We start from the raw sequence: 15845 nt of genomic DNA, 5'->3' as shown, positions 1-15845 counted from the left end.
GAGCATGCCCGAACTCCCGCCCGCGATACCGGCTCCGACGCCCGCCCCCGAACAGTCCGACGCCACCGTCGCCATGCTCCGGCGCTTCCCGGTCAAGTCCATGCTCGGCGAACGGCTGCCGGAACTCGTCATCGACGAGCGCGGCACGGTCGGCGACCGCCTCTGGGCCGTCACCCACGGCGACGGCAAGCTCGGCAGCGGCAAGAACTCCCGCCGCTTCCGCCGCACCGAGGGCCTGCTCCACTTCTCCGCCTCCTACCCCGCCGCGCACGGCACCGGCCGCCCGCACGTCGTCACGCCCGACGGCACGGACCTGCGCGACGACGCACACCTCGCCGAACTGCTCGGCGCCGACGTGCGGCTGGCCCGCGAGGACGCCGTGTCGCACTTCGACGACTGCGGCGTGACGCTGATCGGCACCGCCTCCCTGCACGCGCTGGGCCAGATCCTCGGCGACACCGAACCGGCCGACGCCCGCCGCTTCCGCAAGAACATCCTGCTGGACACCGACGACCCCTGGATCGAGGAGGACTGGGTGGGCCGGGAGGTGGCCGTCGGCGACGAGGTGCGGCTGCGGGTCGTCCAGCGCATGAAGCGGTGCGTGATGACGACGATGGCGCAGCGCGACCTGCCGGAGGACCGCCGGGTGCTCAAGACGCTGACCGCGGACCGCGGGATGTGCATCGGCATCGGCGCCGACGTCCTGGTCCCCGGCACCGTACGTCTCGGCGACACCGTTCGCCCGGTCTGACCGGCCGCCCGGCCGCCCGGCCGCCCGGTCAGCCCGCGGGCGGCGGCCCGGCCGGGGGCGGCGGTGCGGCCCCGGCCGGCGGCTGCGGCACCGCGTCGTACCTCGGCTGCCCCGCGGGCTGCCCCCCGGGCGCTCCCGCCGGCTGCGGCGGCAGGTAACCGCCCGCCACCGGCGGCGCGTACGCCCCGGCCGCCGCCTCCGGCGCGCGCAGCATCAGCGCGATCACCGCGACGGCTATCAGCGAGCCGCCCACGTAGGTGGCCAGGGTGAGCCAGCCTTCCGTGTCCTCGGTGTAGGCGTCCCAGCCGAGCACCGGGATGCGCCGCCCCTCGGGCAACTCCTCCGGGTAGTCGGTGATCGTCATGCCGATCATCTGGCGGACGTAGATGTAGAGGAAGACCCCGAGGAGGGCGATCGACGCGCCCCGCACCACCGGCCGGCGCAGCAGTGCCAGCACGCCCAGCACGAGCAGCGCGACGGGGAAGACCGCCGACCAGTACTCCGCGGAGCCGGCGAGCACCGGGTAGGACGACTCCCCGGCGTCCACCAGCCCCTTGAAGTACGCACCCTTGTCGACGCCGTCCCGGGTCAGCATGCGCACGATCCAGCCGATGAGCGCCAGGCCGAGCACCACCATCAGCCCACCGGCGACCACGAAGACCTGCGACCCCCGCGCCGGCACCCCGGCCGCCCCCGCGGCCGGCCGCTCGCCCGCCCGCAGCATCAGCACGACGACGGTCCCCGAGAACAGCAGCACGAGCACCCAACTGCTGATGATCGCGAATTCGAGGTCGTTCCCCCCGATGTACCACTGGCGGAACTGATCGCTCGTCGCCAGGCCGACCAGCTCGCGCGCGGCGGTCGCGAACATCACGAACCCGCACAGCAGCGCGGCCCCCCGCCCCGCCCGCCGGTTCAGCGCCGCGACCAGCCCCGTCACCAGCAGCGCCACCGTGAACGCCCAGACGTACGGGCTGAACAGCTCGGGCTCCAGCATCACGCCCGGGTCGTACAGCGCGGTGAGGAAGTCGTCGGGCCCGCTGCTCACGTAGTCGAAGTCGTAGTAGAGCCAGACGATCACCGTGCGGCCCAGAGCCGTGAGCAGCACCGCCGCCGTCAGATACGCGCCCAGGTGGCGCCGCGGCGCATGCCGGTCCGACGCCGGCTCGGAGTGCGGTTTCGGCCCTTGGTCGAGCACTGCCATGGTGATCCCCCGGTGGTCTGTGGTGCGGAGATTCCATCCTGAAGGTGAACGGCCGCGGAAAAAACCCCTGTGGATAACACCTGTTGCGCACCTGTCACGCCCCCGGAACCGTCCGGCTACGCAGGGAGCAGGACCAGCGCAATCCCCGCCAGCATCAGACAAGCCCCCACAATCCGCGGGCCGCCGAACCGCTCCTTGAGGAACACCGCCCCGATCGCCGCCCCCACCACGATGCTCGACTCGCGCAGCGCCGCTATCGGCGCGAGCGGCGCCCGGGTCTGCGCCCAGAGCACCAGCCCGTACGCGGTGATGGAGATCGCCCCGCCCAGCAGCCCGCGCACCGCCACCGGCCGCAGTTCGCGCACCATCCCCGGCCCGCGCAGCACCAGCGCCGCCAGCGGGATCCACGGGCCCATCAGCAGCACCAGCCACGCCGTGTAGCCCATCGAGCTGCCGGAGGCGCGCACGCCGACGCCGTCGACGATCGTGTACGCCGCGATGGACAGCCCCGTCGCGAACGCCGCGGCCAGCGCCGCCCAGTGGGGCCGGGTGTCCGCGCCGCGCAGGCCCCACAGCGCGATGCCGCTCAGCCCCGCGCACGCCACCGCGACGCCCGCCGTCTGCCACAGGCCGAGCCGCTCGTCGAGGAAGAGGTGCGCGACGGCCGCGACGACCAGCGGGGCCGTGCCCCGCGCGATCGGGTAGACCTGCCCGAAGTCGCCCAGCCGGAACGACCGCATGAGCAGCACCATGTACACGAGGTGGATGGCGACCGAGGCCAGCAGCCACGGCCAGGCGCCGGCCGCCGGGACCGGCACGAAGAACACCGCGGTCCCCGCGATCAGCACGTCGCCCACGCCGATGAGCGCGAAGACGACCAACTGGTCCTTGACCCCGTGGGCGATGGCGTTCCACGACGCGTGCATCACGGCGGCCGCGAGGACCGCCGCGGCTATGAGGGGGGTCACACCCCCTGCTCGCGCACCTCGGACACGTCGACGATCCGTCCGCCCGCGTGCGCGACGAGGTCCTTGGGCGCGAGGGGGAACACGGTGTGCGGGTCGCCGGCGGCGGCCCACACCTCGTCGTGGTCGAGGAGCCCGCGGTCGGCGAGCACCGTCATCCGCGTCACGTGGCCGAAGGGCGGTACGCCGCCGATGGCGTACCCCGTGGCCTCGCGTACGACCGCCGCGTCCGCCCGGCGCACGGCCGCCGCGCCCAACTCGGCGCGTACCCGCTCGGTGTCCACCCGCGAGGCGCCGTCCATCAGGACGAGCACCGGCGCGCCGTCCGCCGTGAAGACCAGGGACTTGACGATCTGGCTCAGCTCGCAGCCGATGGCCTCCGCCGCCTGCGCCGCGGTGCGCGTGGCGTCGGGGAAGCGGCGTACCGGGACGCTCAGGCCGAGTTCGGCGAGGGCGGCGGCGAAGAGCGGGTGTGCGGCGTCGGCTGTCGTCATGCAGGCGACGTTAATGCCAGGTGTACGGGCCACGCGAACACATTCCGGCCACCGGGACCCGCGCCCCGCCGACCCCGCGGAGCGTACGTTCCGGCTTCCGGGGCGTACGCCCCCGGCGCCAGCCCGGGCCCCGGGCCGGCGTCAGCCGCCGTGTGCCGCCAGCACGTCCTTCACCAGCGGCCCGGCGAACTCCCCGCCGTGCCCGATGTTCGGCACGGTGGCCGCCGCCGCCAGGTCCCCGCGGTAGGCGGTGAACCAGGCGTCGGTCTCCTCCTGCCCGCCCACCTCGGCGGAGCCGGTCTTCGCGCCGACCTGCCCGGTCAGCCCGCTCATCGCCTCCGCCGCCGTCCCGTACGACGCCGTCGCCTCCATCAGCTCCCGCAGCGACTGCGCGGTCGCGGGCTCCATCGTCCGCGGCGCGGTCGCGAACTGCCGCCCGTCCAGCTCCTGCGGCACCAGGTACGGCTGCTTGAAGACGCCGGCCTTCGCGGTCGCCGACACCGACGCCATCGTCAGCGGGTTCATCCGCACGCCGCCCTGGCCGATCAGTGACAGCGCCATCTCCACGCCGGACTGCACCGGCACCGCGCCGTCGAACGTGCTCACGCCCGTCTGCCAGTTGAGCCCGATGCCGAAGACGTCCCGGGCCTGCTTCGTCAGGTCGTCGTTCTCCAGCTTCTCGGCCATCGAGATGAAGGCGGTGTTGCAGGAGGCGGTGAAGGACTCGGCGAAGGTGCCGCCCTGGATCGTGAACGAGTTGTCGCCGACGTTCTCGAACTTCCAGCCGCCGTAGTCCTTGTAACGGGGGCACGGGTGCGCCTTGCCCGGCGCCGCCAGGCCCTTGTCCATGAGCATCGAGGCCGTGATGACCTTCATCGTGGAGCCGGGCGCCAGCGAGCCCTGGAGCGCGGTGTTGAAGCCGTTGCCGGTCTGGTTGGCGACCGCGAGGATCTCGCCGGTGCTGGGCTTCATCGCCACCAGCGCCGCGCCGCCCTGCTTGGCGACGGCCGCCTCGGCGGTCTTCTGCACCCGCGCGTCCAGCGTCGTCCTGAGCGTGCCGGGTTTGCCCTCGGTGAGCACCAGAAGCGTCTCGGGCGTGCCCGCCTTGTCGTCGTCCTTCTTCCTCCTGCCGCCCTCGTCGTGCGCGTCGGCCGGCTCGGCGCTCTCCGTCCATACCTTGACGCCCGCGGTGCCGCCGGCCTTCGCGCCGTAGCGTTCGCGCATGCCGGCGATGACGGGGGTGAGCGACGGGTACTTCTCGGGGTCGAGCTTGACGCCGTTGCGGTCCACCGCCTTGATCGGCGGGGCCTCCCGCGGGCCGGTGCGCAGCCGTTCGCCCTCGGCGAGCTTGGGGTGCATGACGGACGGCTCCCAGGCGATCTCGACGTCGCCCGTCTTCTCGTCCCGTACGACCTCAAGGGCGGAGTTGTACGTCCAGGGTTTGACGTAGTCCTTGAAGGACACCTCGGCGTCGACGCTGAACGGCACCTTCGTACCCTTCGGCGGGCCGGGGGTCAGCTTGACCGTCCCGACGCCCGCGTCCTCGCGGTACGAGGTGAGGTCGGCGAGCGCCGCCTTCCTGTCGTCGGTCATCCCGGCCGCGATCTCGGTCCTGCCGCCCGCCCAGGCGGTCAGGAAGTCCCCGGCGGCCCTGGCGGCCTCCTTGGGGCCGGGGGGCCCGGTCTTCACCGGATCGGATGAGGCCGGAGCCGACAGCGCGTTGCCGCCGCTCTCGGCCTCGTCGTCCCCCAGGAGGCTGTACGCGCCGAATCCCGCCGCCCCGACGACCGCCGCGCCCACTCCGACGATCACTGCGATCCGGGTGCGCGTCGCCCGCGTGGACGCACTCGATCCGGCGTGTCTGCGCCGGTGGCTGCCCGCCATCTGCCGTGCTCCCTTTGCGCGCCCCGAGACCATTTCGACCCTGCGTCAAGCACATTAAGCCACCTGCCGCAGCGGCGCCCACTCGTGTGGTCGCGCTCAGACCCAACTCCCCAGCCACATGCGCGCCTCCCAGGCGTCGCGGGTGATCGTCTCGCCGGTGTAGATCGGCCAGAAATAGATGAAGTTCCAGAGCACCAGCAGCACGAGCACCCCGGCCGCGACGACGCCCGCGGCTCTGCGCCATTCGGTGGCCGGAGCAAGTCCCGGGCCGTCCGCGGACGTACCCGTGCCCGCGAGGGCCGCGGTGCCGGCGCGGGCCATCGCGCCGAGCATCATCGTCACCGCCAGGCAGAGGTACGGGACGAAGACGACGGCGTAGAAGAGGAAGATCGTGCGCTCCTGGTAGAGGAGCCACGGCAGCCAGCCGGCCGCCACCCCGCACAGGATCGCGCCCGCGCGCCAGTCGCGGCGCAGGCCCCAGCGGTAGAGCGCGTAGACCACGGCCGCGATCCCCAGCCACCACAGCAGCGGGGTGCCCAGCGCCAGGACCTCGCGGGCGCAGTTCTCCGTCGCGTCGGCGGGGCAGCCGTCCTGGCCGGGCGGCGGGTCCTCCCAGAAGTACGACACGGGCCGGCCGACGACGGGCCAGCTCCACGGGTTGGAGTCGTAGGTGTGGCCGGAGTCGAGGTTGACGTGGAACCTGTAGACCACCGCGTGGTAGTGCCACAGGCTGCGCACCGCGTCGGGGATGAACGGGAACGCGGTGTCGCGGTCCTCGGCCCAGCCGCGGAAGTAGCCGTTGCCGGAGGCGAACCAGCCGGTCCAGGAGGCGACGTAGACCGCCGCCGCTACCGGCACCGTGGAGAAGAACGCCGGCACGACGTCGAGGCGCAGTGCGCGCGCGTACGGGCGGCGCGATCCGGCCGTACGGCGTGTGCCCGCGTCCCACAGCACCGTCAGCAGTCCGAACGCGGCGAGGATGAACAGCGCGTTCCACTTGGTGCCCAGCGCCAGCCCCATGCACACGCCCGCTGCCAGCCGCCACGGCCGCGCCCCCAGCCGCAGCCCGGAGGCCACGGCGTCGTCGGGACGCCCCGCCGGCAGCGCGCCGGCCAGCCGTTCTCGGGTGCGGTCCCGGTCGACGAGCAGGCAGCCGAAGGCCGCCAGCACCCAGAACATCAGCACCAGGTCGAGCAGCGCGGTGCGGCTCATCACGAAGTGCAGCCCGTCCACCGCCATCAGCAGCCCCGCCAGACAGCCGAGCAGCGTGGAGCGGAACAGCCGGCGGCCGATGCGGCACAGCATGAGCACCGACAGAGTGCCGAGCAGGGCGACGACGAAGCGCCAGCCGAAGGGGTCGAGGCCGAACGCCCACTCGCCGAGCGCGATCATCCACTTGCCGACGGGCGGGTGGACGACGTAGCCGGGGTCGTCGCTGAGCGGGATGACCTGCGGGTCGGCCAGGAGCTTGTCGTTGGCGTCCTTGGGCCAACTGCCCTCGTAGCCGAGCTGGAGCAGCGACCAGGCGTCCTTCGCGTAGTACGTCTCGTCGAATATCACCGCACGCGGGCTGCTCAGGTTCACGAACCGCAGCACGCCGGCGAAGAGCGCCACCAGCAGCGGCCCGCCCCACGCGCCGAGGCGCGCCACCCGCGCCGCCGTCGCCGCGGGCACGCCGGCCACCTGGAGCAGCCGCGCGCCGGAGCGCCGGTACGGCGGCACCAGCCGCTCCGTGACGCCGGGTTCGCGCCGGGGCACGTAGCCGAACGCGCGGAGCCGCCGCTGCCACGCGGGTGCGGGCGCGGACCGGCTCTGCGCGGGCTGCGTCGCGGTGTCACTGCTCACGGGGGCCCATCCTAGGCGCGCCCGCCCCCGGCACAGGCGGGGTGATCCGGACCGGCCCGGCGCCCCGTCCTCGCGGCCTGTCGGTGCCATCAGACAGGATGGGGGACGTGAGCGGACTCCTCGTACTGGCAGGCACCCCCATCGGCGACCCCGCGGACGCCCCGCCGCGGCTGGCGACCGAGCTGGCCGCCGCCGACGTCATCGCCGCCGAGGACACCCGCCGGCTGCGCCGCCTCACGCAGGCGCTCGGCGTGCAGCCGACCGCGCGCGTCGTGTCGTACTTCGAGGGCAACGAGGCCGCCCGCACCCCCGACCTCGTCGAGGAGCTGGCCGGCGGCGCGCGCGTGCTGCTGGTCACCGACGCCGGCATGCCCTCCGTCTCCGACCCCGGCTACCGCCTCGTCGCCGCCGCCGTGCGGCGCGGCATCACCGTCACCGCCGCGCCCGGCCCGTCCGCGGTGCTCGCTGCGCTCGCCGTCTCGGCGCTGCCGGTGGACCGGTTCTGCTTCGAGGGGTTCCTGCCGCGCAAGCCGGGGGAGCGGCTGGCGCGGCTGCGCGAGGCGGCGGCGGAGCGGCGCACCCTGGTGTACTTCGAGGCCCCGCACCGGCTCGCCGACAGCCTCGCGGCGATGGCCGGCGTCTTCGGCGAGGACCGCAGGGCCGCCGTGTGCCGGGAGCTGACCAAGACGTACGAGGAGGTCAGGCGCGGCCCGCTGAAGGAGCTGGCGGACTGGGCGACCGAGGGGGTGCGCGGCGAGGTCACGGTGGTGGTGGAGGGCGCGCCGGCGGACCGCGAGCGGCCCGACGCCACGGAGCTGGCCCGCCGGGTCACCGTCCGTGAGGAGGCGGGGGAGGCGCGCAAGGAGGCCATCGCGGCGGTTGCCCGGGATGTCGGTGTACCCAAGCGCGAGGTCTTCGATGCCGTGGTGGCCGCGAAAAACTCGGCAAACAACTCAGAGTAGTCGCGCCAAAACTCCTTCAATTGATGGTATTGACGGCTGCGGGCCGTGCCGAATGGGTGTCCACTGGAATAGGGGATGCCTTCCGGCGACTTGTCCCTCACATGGACAAGAGGAGCTGCCAATGTCCGAGCCCGAGCCAGTGATCGAGTCGTACGCCTTTGCCTGCATGATGTGCGGACACGGCTGGGAGCAGACCTACGAGATCCACCACCACGTCGATTCGAAGGGCCGGCCCTTCGTCACGTACCACACCGGCGGGGAACGGGTGCCGTCGCCGCTCACCCGGCCCACGTGCCTGAACTGCGGCGAGCACGTCGTACGGATCATGCGCGCCGGCCAGGTCCGGTCCGTCGAGTCGGTGCGCCAGCGCTCGCGCCGCGACTGACCGCGGCAGACCCGGCAGACCCGCCAGGCCCGGGCAGATCCGGTGGCGACCCCCGGGCCCGCGGCCACCGCCCCGCACGGCGTTGTCGTACGGGCCCAGTAGAGTCCCCGGCATGGCTCAGCACACCTCGGGCGGCGCGGACGCGAAGTCCGCGCCGCCGCTGCCCGGCCCGCTCGGGCACCCCGTGGCGGACTCGCACACCCACCTCGACATGCAGGACGGCACGGTCGCCGACGCGGTGGCCGAGGCCGCCCGGGTGGGCGTCACCACCCTGATCCAGGTGGGCTGCGACCTGGAGCGCTCGCGCTGGTCCGCGGAGACCGCCGCCGCGCACGACGCCGTGTGGGCGACGGTCGCCCTGCACCCCAACGAGGCCCCGCGGCTCGGCGCGGAACTGGGCGCCGCCCTGGACGAGATCGACGCGCTCGCCGCGCTGCCGCAGGTCGTCGGCGTCGGCGAGACCGGCCTCGACTATTACCGGACGGGCCCCGAGGGCGTCGCCGCGCAGCAGTACTCGTTCCGCCGTCATATCGACATGGCAAAACGCCGGGGAAAAGCCCTGGTCATTCACGACCGGGAAGCGCACGACGACGTGCTGCGCATTCTTGATGAAGAAGGGGCGCCGGAGCGCGTGGTATTCCACTGCTATTCCGGTGACGCGGCGATGGCCGAAACCTGCGCGGAAAACGGTTACTTCATGTCCTTCGCAGGAAACGTGACCTTCAAGAACGCGGCGCAGTTGCGCGAGGCGGTCGCCGTCGCGCCCGCGGACCTGCTGCTGGTCGAGACGGACGCGCCGTTCCTGACGCCGATGCCGTACCGGGGCCGCCCCAACGCCCCGTATCTGATCCCGGTCACGCTGCGCGCGATGGCCGCGACCCGCGGCGCGGACCCCGACGAGCTGGCCGCGGCGATCGCCGCGAACACCGCGCGCGCCTTCGGCTACGCCCCGGCCGCCCCCACGGGCTCCGCGGCCCCGGCCGCCCCCATCGCCTCCCCAGGAGGCCGCCAAGACCGAGGGCATAACCTGGACCGGTGAGCGCCACCACCGGCGAGCCGGACCCGCTGCTCGGCCCCGCGGACGTCCGCGAGCTTGCGGCGGCCCTCGGCGTACGCCCCACCAAGCAGCGCGGCCAGAACTTCGTCATCGACCCCAACACCGTCCGCCGCATCGTGCGCGCCGCCGGCGTGCGCCCGGACGACGTCGTCGTCGAGATCGGCCCCGGCCTCGGCTCGCTCACCCTGGCGCTGCTCCAGGCGGCGTCCCACGTCACGGCCGTCGAGATCGACGACGCGCTCGCCGCCGCCCTCCCCGCGACCGTACGGGCCCGACTGCCGCGGCGCGCGGAGCACTTCGCGCTCGTGCACGCCGACGCGCTGCGGATCACCGAGCTGCCGGGCCCGCCGCCGACGGCGCTGGTGGCCAACCTTCCGTACAACGTCGCCGTGCCCGTGCTGCTGCACATGCTGGCCACCTTCCCCGGCGTCGAGCGCAGCCTGGTCATGGTGCAGGCCGAGGTCGCCGACCGGCTCGCCGCCGCCCCCGGGTCGAAGGTCTACGGGGTGCCGTCGCTGAAGGCCGCCTGGTACGCGGACGTCAAGCGGGCCGGCGCCATCGGCCGCACCGTCTTCTGGCCCGCGCCGAACGTCGACTCCGGGCTCGTCTCGCTCACCCGCCGCGAGCCGCCCGTGACCGGCGCCACGCGGACCGAGGTCTTCGCGGCCGTCGACGCCGCCTTCGCCCAGCGCCGCAAGACCCTGCGCGCCGCGCTCACCGGCTGGGCCGGCTCGGCGCCGGCCGCCGAGGCCGCGCTGCGCGCCGCGGGCGTCTCGCCGCAGGCCCGCGGCGAGGCGCTGACCATCGAGGACTTCGCGCGGATCGCGGAGTCCCGGCACCGGACCGCCACCACGAGGAGCAGCACGCCGTGACATCCGGATCGACCCCGCCCGCGTCCGCCGCCGTGCGGAGCGTCACCGTCCGCGTACCCGCGAAGGTCAACGTGCAGCTCGCCGTCGGCCCGCCGCGCCCCGACGGCTTCCACGACCTGGCGAACGTCTTCCTCGCCGTCGGCCTCTACGACGACGTCACCGCCACCGAGGCCGACGGCCTGCGCGTCACCGTCTCGGGAGCCGACGCCGCCGCCGTGCCCACGGACACCTCCAACCTCGCCGCCCGCGCCGCGCAGTTGCTCGCCGCCCGCCACGGGCGCGAGCCGAACGTCCACCTGCACATCGCCAAGGACATCCCCGTCGCCGGCGGCATGGCCGGCGGCAGCGCGGACGGCGCCGGCGCGCTGCTGGCCTGCGACGAGCTGTGGGGCACCCGGACCGACCCGGAGGAACTGCTCGGGATCTGCGCCGAGCTGGGCAGCGACGTGCCGTTCAGCCTGGTCGGCGGGGCGGCGCTCGGGCGCGGGCGCGGCGAGCGGCTGACGACGCTGTCCGTGAAGGGCCCGCTGTACTGGGTCTTCGCGGTGGCCGACGGCGGGCTCTCGACGCCCGAGGTCTACGGGGAGTTCGACCGCCTGGCGGCGGGCCGGACCGTACCGGAGCCGGACCCGTCCCCGGCCGTCCTGGACGCGCTGGGCTCCGGCGACCCGGCGGACCTGGCCGCGGCGCTGGGCGCCATCGACGGCGGCAACGACCTCCAGCCCGCGGCGCTCTCCCTGCGCCCGGCCCTGGCCGCCACGCTCGCGGCCGGCACCGCGGCGGGCGCCCTGGCGGCCCTGGTCTCCGGATCGGGCCCGACGTGCGCGTTCCTGGCGGCGGACGAGTCGGCGGCGGCGGACATCGCCGCGGCCCTGGCGGCCTCGGGTACGTGCCGCAAGGCCCGTGTCGCCCAGGCCCCGGCGCCGGGCGCGGCGGTGGTGGGCTGACGGCGGGGCCCGGGGGCGGAGCCCCCGGTTCCGGGCCAGGGCGGCGCGGGGGCAGCCGCAGGGGCAGAGCGCGAGAACCGATGCGAGGGCCGACCGCGGGAACGGCCGCGGGGGCGGTGCGGGGAAAGCCGCCGGTCGCGTAGGGCTGCGCGCGAACTACCCTGGAAGCCGCCCGCCGAGGCCCCCCGTCCCGACCCCCCGAGGAGCACCGCACCGCCATGGCCGCCGCCAACCTGGTCAACCTGGAAGCCGTCGACAAGGTCTACGGCACCCGCGCCCTCCTCGACGGCATCTCCCTCGGCGTCGCCGAAGGCGACCGCATCGGGGTCGTCGGCCGCAACGGCGACGGCAAGACCACCCTCGTCCGCCTCCTCGCCAAGCTCGAAGAACCCGACGCCGGCCGCGTCACCCACACCGGCGGCCTCACCCTCGGCGTCCTCACCCAGGGCGACAGCCTCGACCCCGCCGCCACCGTCCGGCACGAGGTCGTCGGCGACATGGCCGACCACGAGTGGGCCGGTGACGCCCGCGTCCGCGACGTGCTCACCGGCCTCTTCGGCGGCCTCGACCTGCCCGGCTTCGAGCAGGGCCTGGACACCGTCATCGGCCCGCTCTCCGGCGGCGAGCGCCGCCGCATCGCGCTGGCCAAGCTGCTCATCGGCACCCCCGGCCTCGTCGTCCTGGACGAGCCGACGAACCACCTCGACGTCGAGGGCATCGCCTGGCTCGCCGAGCACCTGCGCAACCGCCGCGCCGCGCTCGTCGTCGTCACCCACGACCGCTGGTTCCTCGACCAGGTCTGCACCCGCATGTGGGACGTCCAGCGCGGCGCCGTCCACGAGTACGACGGCGGCTACTCCGACTACGTCTTCGCCCGCGCCGAGCGCTCCCGCATCGCCGCCACCGAGGAGGCCAAGCGGCAGAACCTCATGCGCAAGGAGCTGGCCTGGCTGCGCCGCGGCGCCCCGGCCCGTACCAGCAAGCCCCGCTTCCGCATCGAGGCCGCCAACGCGCTCATCGCCGACGTGCCGCCGCCGCGCGACTCCGCGGAGCTGATGAAGTTCGCCAACTCCCGCCTCGGCAAGACCGTCTTCGACCTGGAGGACGTCACCGTACGGGCCGGGGGCGGCCCCGAAGGCAGGGTGCTGCTCAAGGGGCTGACCTGGCAGCTCGGCCCCGGCGACCGCGTCGGGCTCCTCGGCGTCAACGGCGCCGGCAAGACCTCCCTGCTGCGCACCCTCGCCGACGCCGCGGGCTCCGGCGGCGAGCGGCAGCCGGCCGCCGGGCGGATCGTCGCCGGCCGGACCGTGCGGCTCGCGTACCTCTCGCAGGAGGTCACGGAGCTGGACCCGCGGTGGCGGCTGCTGGAGGCGGTCGAGCGGGTACGCCAGCGGGTGGACCTGGGCAAGGGGCGGGAGATGACCGCCTCGCAGTTGTGCGAGCAGTTCGGCTTCGGGCGCGAGAAGCAGTGGACGCCGGTGGGCGACCTGTCCGGCGGCGAGCGGCGGCGGCTGCAACTGCTGCGGCTGCTGATGGACGAGCCGAACGTGCTCTTCCTCGACGAGCCCACCAACGACCTGGACATCGAGACCCTCACGCAGCTCGAAGACCTGCTGGACGGCTGGCCGGGCACGCTGGTGGTCATCAGCCACGACCGGTACTTCATCGAGCGCACGACGGACACGGTGCACGCCCTGCTGGGCGACGGCACGCTGCGGATGCTGCCGGGCGGCATCGAGGAGTACCTGCGCCGCCGGTCCCGTATCCGCGAGGCGCAGACGGCCCAGCCGGCGCAGCCGGCGCAGGCGGCGCAGACGTCCCGGTCCGGGCCGCAGGCGGCGCCCTCCGGGGCGGCCGAGTCGATGTCCGCGGCGGACGCGCGGGCGGCGAAGAAGGAGTTGCAGCGCATCGAGCGGCAGTTGGACCGCATCGGCGGCAAGGAGGGCGAGCTGCACGCCTCGATCGCCGAGCACGCGACGGACTTCGCGCGGGTGGCGGAGCTGGACGCGAAGCTGCGCGAGCTGGCGGCCGAGCGCGAGGAGTTGGAGCTGCGCTGGCTGGAGCTGGCGGAGGCGGCCGAGGCGGGCTGAGCCCGCGGCGGCCAGGGCGGTCGGCGGGGGCGGTCGGCGGCGGTCGGCCGGGGCGGTCGGTCCAGCGGCCCGTACGAGGGCGGCGGCGGCTGTCGGCGGCGGGTGGTAGAAATGAGCCACGCGACCGCAGCTCGAACGCACAGCCTTCCGGGGGGACAGGGACATGTCGCAGCCGCCACCGCCGGGCCAGCCGCCGTCCGGCGGCTTCGGACCGCCGCCGGCCGAGGACCCGCAGCAGCCCGCCTACGGATATCCGCAGACCCCGCCGCCGCCTCCGCCCGGCGGCGGCTTCGGCGCGCCGCTGGAGCCCCCGCCGCAGGAGGGGCAGCAGCCCGCGCAGCAGCCCCAGTACGGCTATCCGCCGGCGCAGCCCTCGGGCCCGCCGCAGCATCCCCAGCAGCCGCCGCAGGAGCCGTACAGCTACCCGCAGCCGGTCCCGCCGCACTCCGGCGGCTATCCCCAGGCGCAGGTCCCGGGCATGCCCGCCAAGCCGGCGGCGCAGAAGGTCGTCCCGGTCTGGGCGGTCATCGCGGCGGTGGTCGCGATTCTCCTGGCCGCCGGCGGTACGGGCTGGTACCTCACCGGCGACGACGACGACGCGCAGGCCGGCGGCGGGGGCGGTGGCGGCGGTCCCAAGAAGTCCGTCAGCCAGAGCAAACCCGCCAGCGCCGACGGCGAGTTGCTCTTCGGCGTCCCGTACCCGGACGTCGAGGAGGGCGCGACGTGGCCCGCCTCGGGCCAGTGGGCGACCGAGAAGGTCTACGCCAAGGGCGAGCTGAACGCCGTGAAGGGGTACGACACCAAGACCGGCAAGGAGGTCTGGGAGCTGCCCACCGAGGGCCTGGTCTGCGGCGGCTCGCGCGCGGTCACCGAGGACGGCAAGGCGGCCATGCTGGTGCAGGACGGCAAGGTCTCCGACCCCGACGACGCGTACGCGCCGTGCTCCGAGGTCGTGCTCTTCGACGTCGAGTCCGGCAAGGAGCTGTGGCGGCAGCACGTGCCGAGCGCCGACGAGAACGTGAAGTTCGAGCACGTGACCATCGCCGGTGACCGGGTGATCGCCTCCGGGCTCTCCGGCTCCGCCGCGTTCCCGCTCGCCGGCGGCGACCCCGCCTGGCAGACCAAGCCGACCACCGAGTGCAAGGACCACGACTACGCCAGCGACGGGACGAACCTGCTCGGCCTGGTCTTCTGCGGCTCGCTCAACGAGGACATGAAGGTCCAGAAGGTCGACCCGGCCACCGGCGGGATCTACTGGTCGTACGACGTGCCGGACGGGGTGCAGAGCGTGCAGGTGCTCTCCGTCGAGCCGCCGGTGATCACGATCGGCGCGGGCAAGACCACGGAGACCGACATCTTCGCCCTGGACGAGGGCGAGTTGCGCTCCAAGATCTCGCTGGGTACGGAGACGGAGGGCCCGCGCTACAAGCCCGGCTGCGACTACTCCGGCGGCGCCGAGTCCTGCACGACGGTGGCGGTGGACGGTGACACGATGTACCTGCCGTCGCGTGAGCACCAGGGCAAGAGCGAGTACGGCGACACGAACGAGATCGTCGCCTTCGACCTCGACACGGGCGAGGCGACGAAGAAGTACGACGCCGGTGAGAAGCGGACGATGGTCCCGCTGCGGATGGACGGCGGCAAGATCATCGCGTACCGGAAGGGGACGTACGACGCCGGCGGCGAGATCGTCGCGATCGACCCGCGCTCCGCCAAGGAGGAGGTCTGGCTGGAGCTGCCGAACGACACGGCGGAGTCCGAGACGACGCTGACGTACAGCGACCGGGTCCCGTACATATTCGAGCACGGCCGCTTCTACCTGGCCCAGGACCTCGTCAGCGACCGCGACGACGTGGAATACCTCGCCCTCGCCTTCGGCAGCAAGGACGGCTGACGGTCCGGCCGGCCCGTAGACCTCATCCGGCATCGGCCGTTCAGCAGCCCGGGACGTCGAACTCGGCGTATACGAGCTTGCCGATCCCGTTCCGTGGACGCACGCCCCAGCGGTCGGAGAGAGCGGCGACGACCAGCAGGCCGCGGCCGGACTCGTCGCATTCCGCGGCGCTGCGCGGTTGCGGCGCGGCGGAGCCGGCGTCGTGGACCTCGACGACCAGAGCGGTCTCGGACAGCGACAGGCGCAGCAGGAGAAGGCGCCCCGGCCGGCCGCCGTGCAGCAGGGCGTTGGTGCACCTCTCGGAGACGCAGGTGCGGACGTCGTCTGCGTCCACGGGCGCGGACCAGTCGGTGAGGGCCCGGCCGGCGAACAGTCGGGCCCGCCTCACCGAGGCCCTGCAAGACTTCGCGAAGAAACCCACTCGCGTGAGACGTCGAACATATGACTTGTCTTGTGTGGCGGGGACCACGTTGCTTTCATCGCGGGTATGAGAGT

Annotated in this window: 14 protein-coding genes; 8 read left to right on the top strand and 6 right to left on the bottom strand. The window is 73.8% G+C overall.

Translation table 11 applies throughout. From position 1 onward, the window contains the following. The first annotated feature begins 4 nt into the window (after positions 1-4). Positions 5-751: an MOSC domain-containing protein gene (locus tag QBL21_RS30165; RefSeq protein WP_407565393.1), complete on the top strand. Its 747-nt coding sequence runs from the start codon at positions 5-7 to the stop codon at positions 749-751. Positions 752-779: 28 nt separating this feature from the next. Here QBL21_RS30165 and QBL21_RS30160 read toward each other — a convergent pair whose 3' ends face one another. From QBL21_RS30160 to QBL21_RS30140, 5 genes are all read right to left on the bottom strand, one after another. Further along, positions 780-1955 (bottom strand): hypothetical protein, encoded by a 1176-nt coding sequence (locus tag QBL21_RS30160; RefSeq protein WP_407565392.1) that lies wholly within the window; start codon positions 1953-1955, stop codon positions 780-782. 116 nt (positions 1956-2071) lie between these two features. Beyond that, on the bottom strand, positions 2072-2923 hold the full coding sequence (locus QBL21_RS30155) for an EamA family transporter (RefSeq protein WP_407565391.1): 852 nt from the start codon (positions 2921-2923) through the stop codon (positions 2072-2074). Beyond that, a complete protein-coding gene (locus QBL21_RS30150; RefSeq protein WP_407565390.1) occupies positions 2920-3414 on the bottom strand; it encodes a YbaK/EbsC family protein in 495 nt (164 codons plus the stop codon). Before QBL21_RS30150 ends, QBL21_RS30155 begins: the two co-directional genes overlap by 4 nt. 141 nt (positions 3415-3555) lie before the next feature. Beyond that, entirely contained in the window at positions 3556-5298 is a 1743-nt protein-coding gene (locus QBL21_RS30145; RefSeq protein WP_407565389.1) for a penicillin-binding transpeptidase domain-containing protein, read from the bottom strand. A gap of 96 nt (positions 5299-5394) precedes the next feature. After that, a complete protein-coding gene (locus QBL21_RS30140; protein ID WP_407565388.1) occupies positions 5395-7143 on the bottom strand; it encodes a dolichyl-phosphate-mannose--protein mannosyltransferase in 1749 nt (582 codons plus the stop codon). A 107-nt stretch (positions 7144-7250) separates the two neighbouring features. Between QBL21_RS30140 and rsmI the strand changes: the two genes are divergently transcribed. The 7 genes from rsmI (at position 7251) to QBL21_RS30105 (ending at position 15350) form a co-directional block, all read left to right on the top strand. Next, positions 7251-8105, top strand: coding sequence for a 16S rRNA (cytidine(1402)-2'-O)-methyltransferase (gene rsmI, locus QBL21_RS30135; protein ID WP_407565387.1), 855 nt, complete (start codon positions 7251-7253; stop codon positions 8103-8105). A gap of 121 nt (positions 8106-8226) precedes the next feature. Continuing rightward, positions 8227-8490, top strand: coding sequence for a hypothetical protein (locus QBL21_RS30130; RefSeq protein ID WP_027773623.1), 264 nt, complete (start codon positions 8227-8229; stop codon positions 8488-8490). Positions 8491-8602: 112 nt separating this feature from the next. Beyond that, positions 8603-9529: a TatD family hydrolase gene (locus QBL21_RS30125; RefSeq protein WP_407565386.1), complete on the top strand. Its 927-nt coding sequence runs from the start codon at positions 8603-8605 to the stop codon at positions 9527-9529. Beyond that, positions 9526-10419, top strand: a complete 894-nt coding sequence (gene rsmA, locus QBL21_RS30120) for a 16S rRNA (adenine(1518)-N(6)/adenine(1519)-N(6))-dimethyltransferase RsmA (RefSeq protein WP_407565385.1) — start codon at positions 9526-9528, stop codon at positions 10417-10419. Before QBL21_RS30125 ends, rsmA begins: the two co-directional genes overlap by 4 nt. Continuing rightward, complete coding sequence (locus QBL21_RS30115) at positions 10416-11366, top strand: 4-(cytidine 5'-diphospho)-2-C-methyl-D-erythritol kinase (protein ID WP_407565384.1); 951 nt, start codon at positions 10416-10418, stop codon at positions 11364-11366. The genes rsmA and QBL21_RS30115 overlap by 4 nt, the downstream gene beginning before the upstream one ends. Positions 11367-11584: 218 nt before the next feature. Next, positions 11585-13456: an ABC-F family ATP-binding cassette domain-containing protein gene (locus QBL21_RS30110; protein WP_407565383.1), complete on the top strand. Its 1872-nt coding sequence runs from the start codon at positions 11585-11587 to the stop codon at positions 13454-13456. Between the two features lie 163 nt (positions 13457-13619). Continuing rightward, on the top strand, positions 13620-15350 hold the full coding sequence (locus tag QBL21_RS30105) for a PQQ-binding-like beta-propeller repeat protein (RefSeq protein ID WP_407565382.1): 1731 nt from the start codon (positions 13620-13622) through the stop codon (positions 15348-15350). Positions 15351-15390: 40 nt separating this feature from the next. On the opposite strand, the gene QBL21_RS30100 is transcribed toward QBL21_RS30105, so the two are convergent. Continuing rightward, positions 15391-15738, bottom strand: a complete 348-nt coding sequence (locus QBL21_RS30100) for an ATP-binding protein (protein WP_407565381.1) — start codon at positions 15736-15738, stop codon at positions 15391-15393. Positions 15739-15845 lie beyond the last annotated feature (107 nt).

The organism is Streptomyces sp. 184, assembly GCF_045781775.1.
Classification (GTDB): Bacteria; Actinomycetota; Actinomycetes; order Streptomycetales; family Streptomycetaceae; genus Streptomyces.
The sequence above is the reverse complement of the archived record's forward strand: the minus strand, read 5'-3'. Positions and strand labels throughout refer to the sequence as shown.

Bases quoted from the DNA above. Each gene is read 5' to 3' on its own strand.
- QBL21_RS30150 (WP_407565390.1), bottom strand. From the start codon at position 3,414: ATGACGACAGCCGACGCCGCACACCCGCTCTTCGCCGCCGCCCTCGCC.
- QBL21_RS30125 (WP_407565386.1), top strand. From the start codon at position 8,603: ATGGCTCAGCACACCTCGGGCGGCGCGGACGCGAAGTCCGCGCCGCCG.
- QBL21_RS30160 (WP_407565392.1), bottom strand. From the start codon at position 1,955: ATGGCAGTGCTCGACCAAGGGCCGAAACCGCACTCCGAGCCGGCGTCG.
- QBL21_RS30110 (WP_407565383.1), top strand. From the start codon at position 11,585: ATGGCCGCCGCCAACCTGGTCAACCTGGAAGCCGTCGACAAGGTCTAC.
- QBL21_RS30105 (WP_407565382.1), top strand. From the start codon at position 13,620: ATGTCGCAGCCGCCACCGCCGGGCCAGCCGCCGTCCGGCGGCTTCGGA.
- QBL21_RS30145 (WP_407565389.1), bottom strand. From the start codon at position 5,298: ATGGCGGGCAGCCACCGGCGCAGACACGCCGGATCGAGTGCGTCCACG.
- QBL21_RS30130 (WP_027773623.1), top strand. From the start codon at position 8,227: ATGTCCGAGCCCGAGCCAGTGATCGAGTCGTACGCCTTTGCCTGCATG.
- QBL21_RS30165 (WP_407565393.1), top strand. From the start codon at position 5: ATGCCCGAACTCCCGCCCGCGATACCGGCTCCGACGCCCGCCCCCGAA.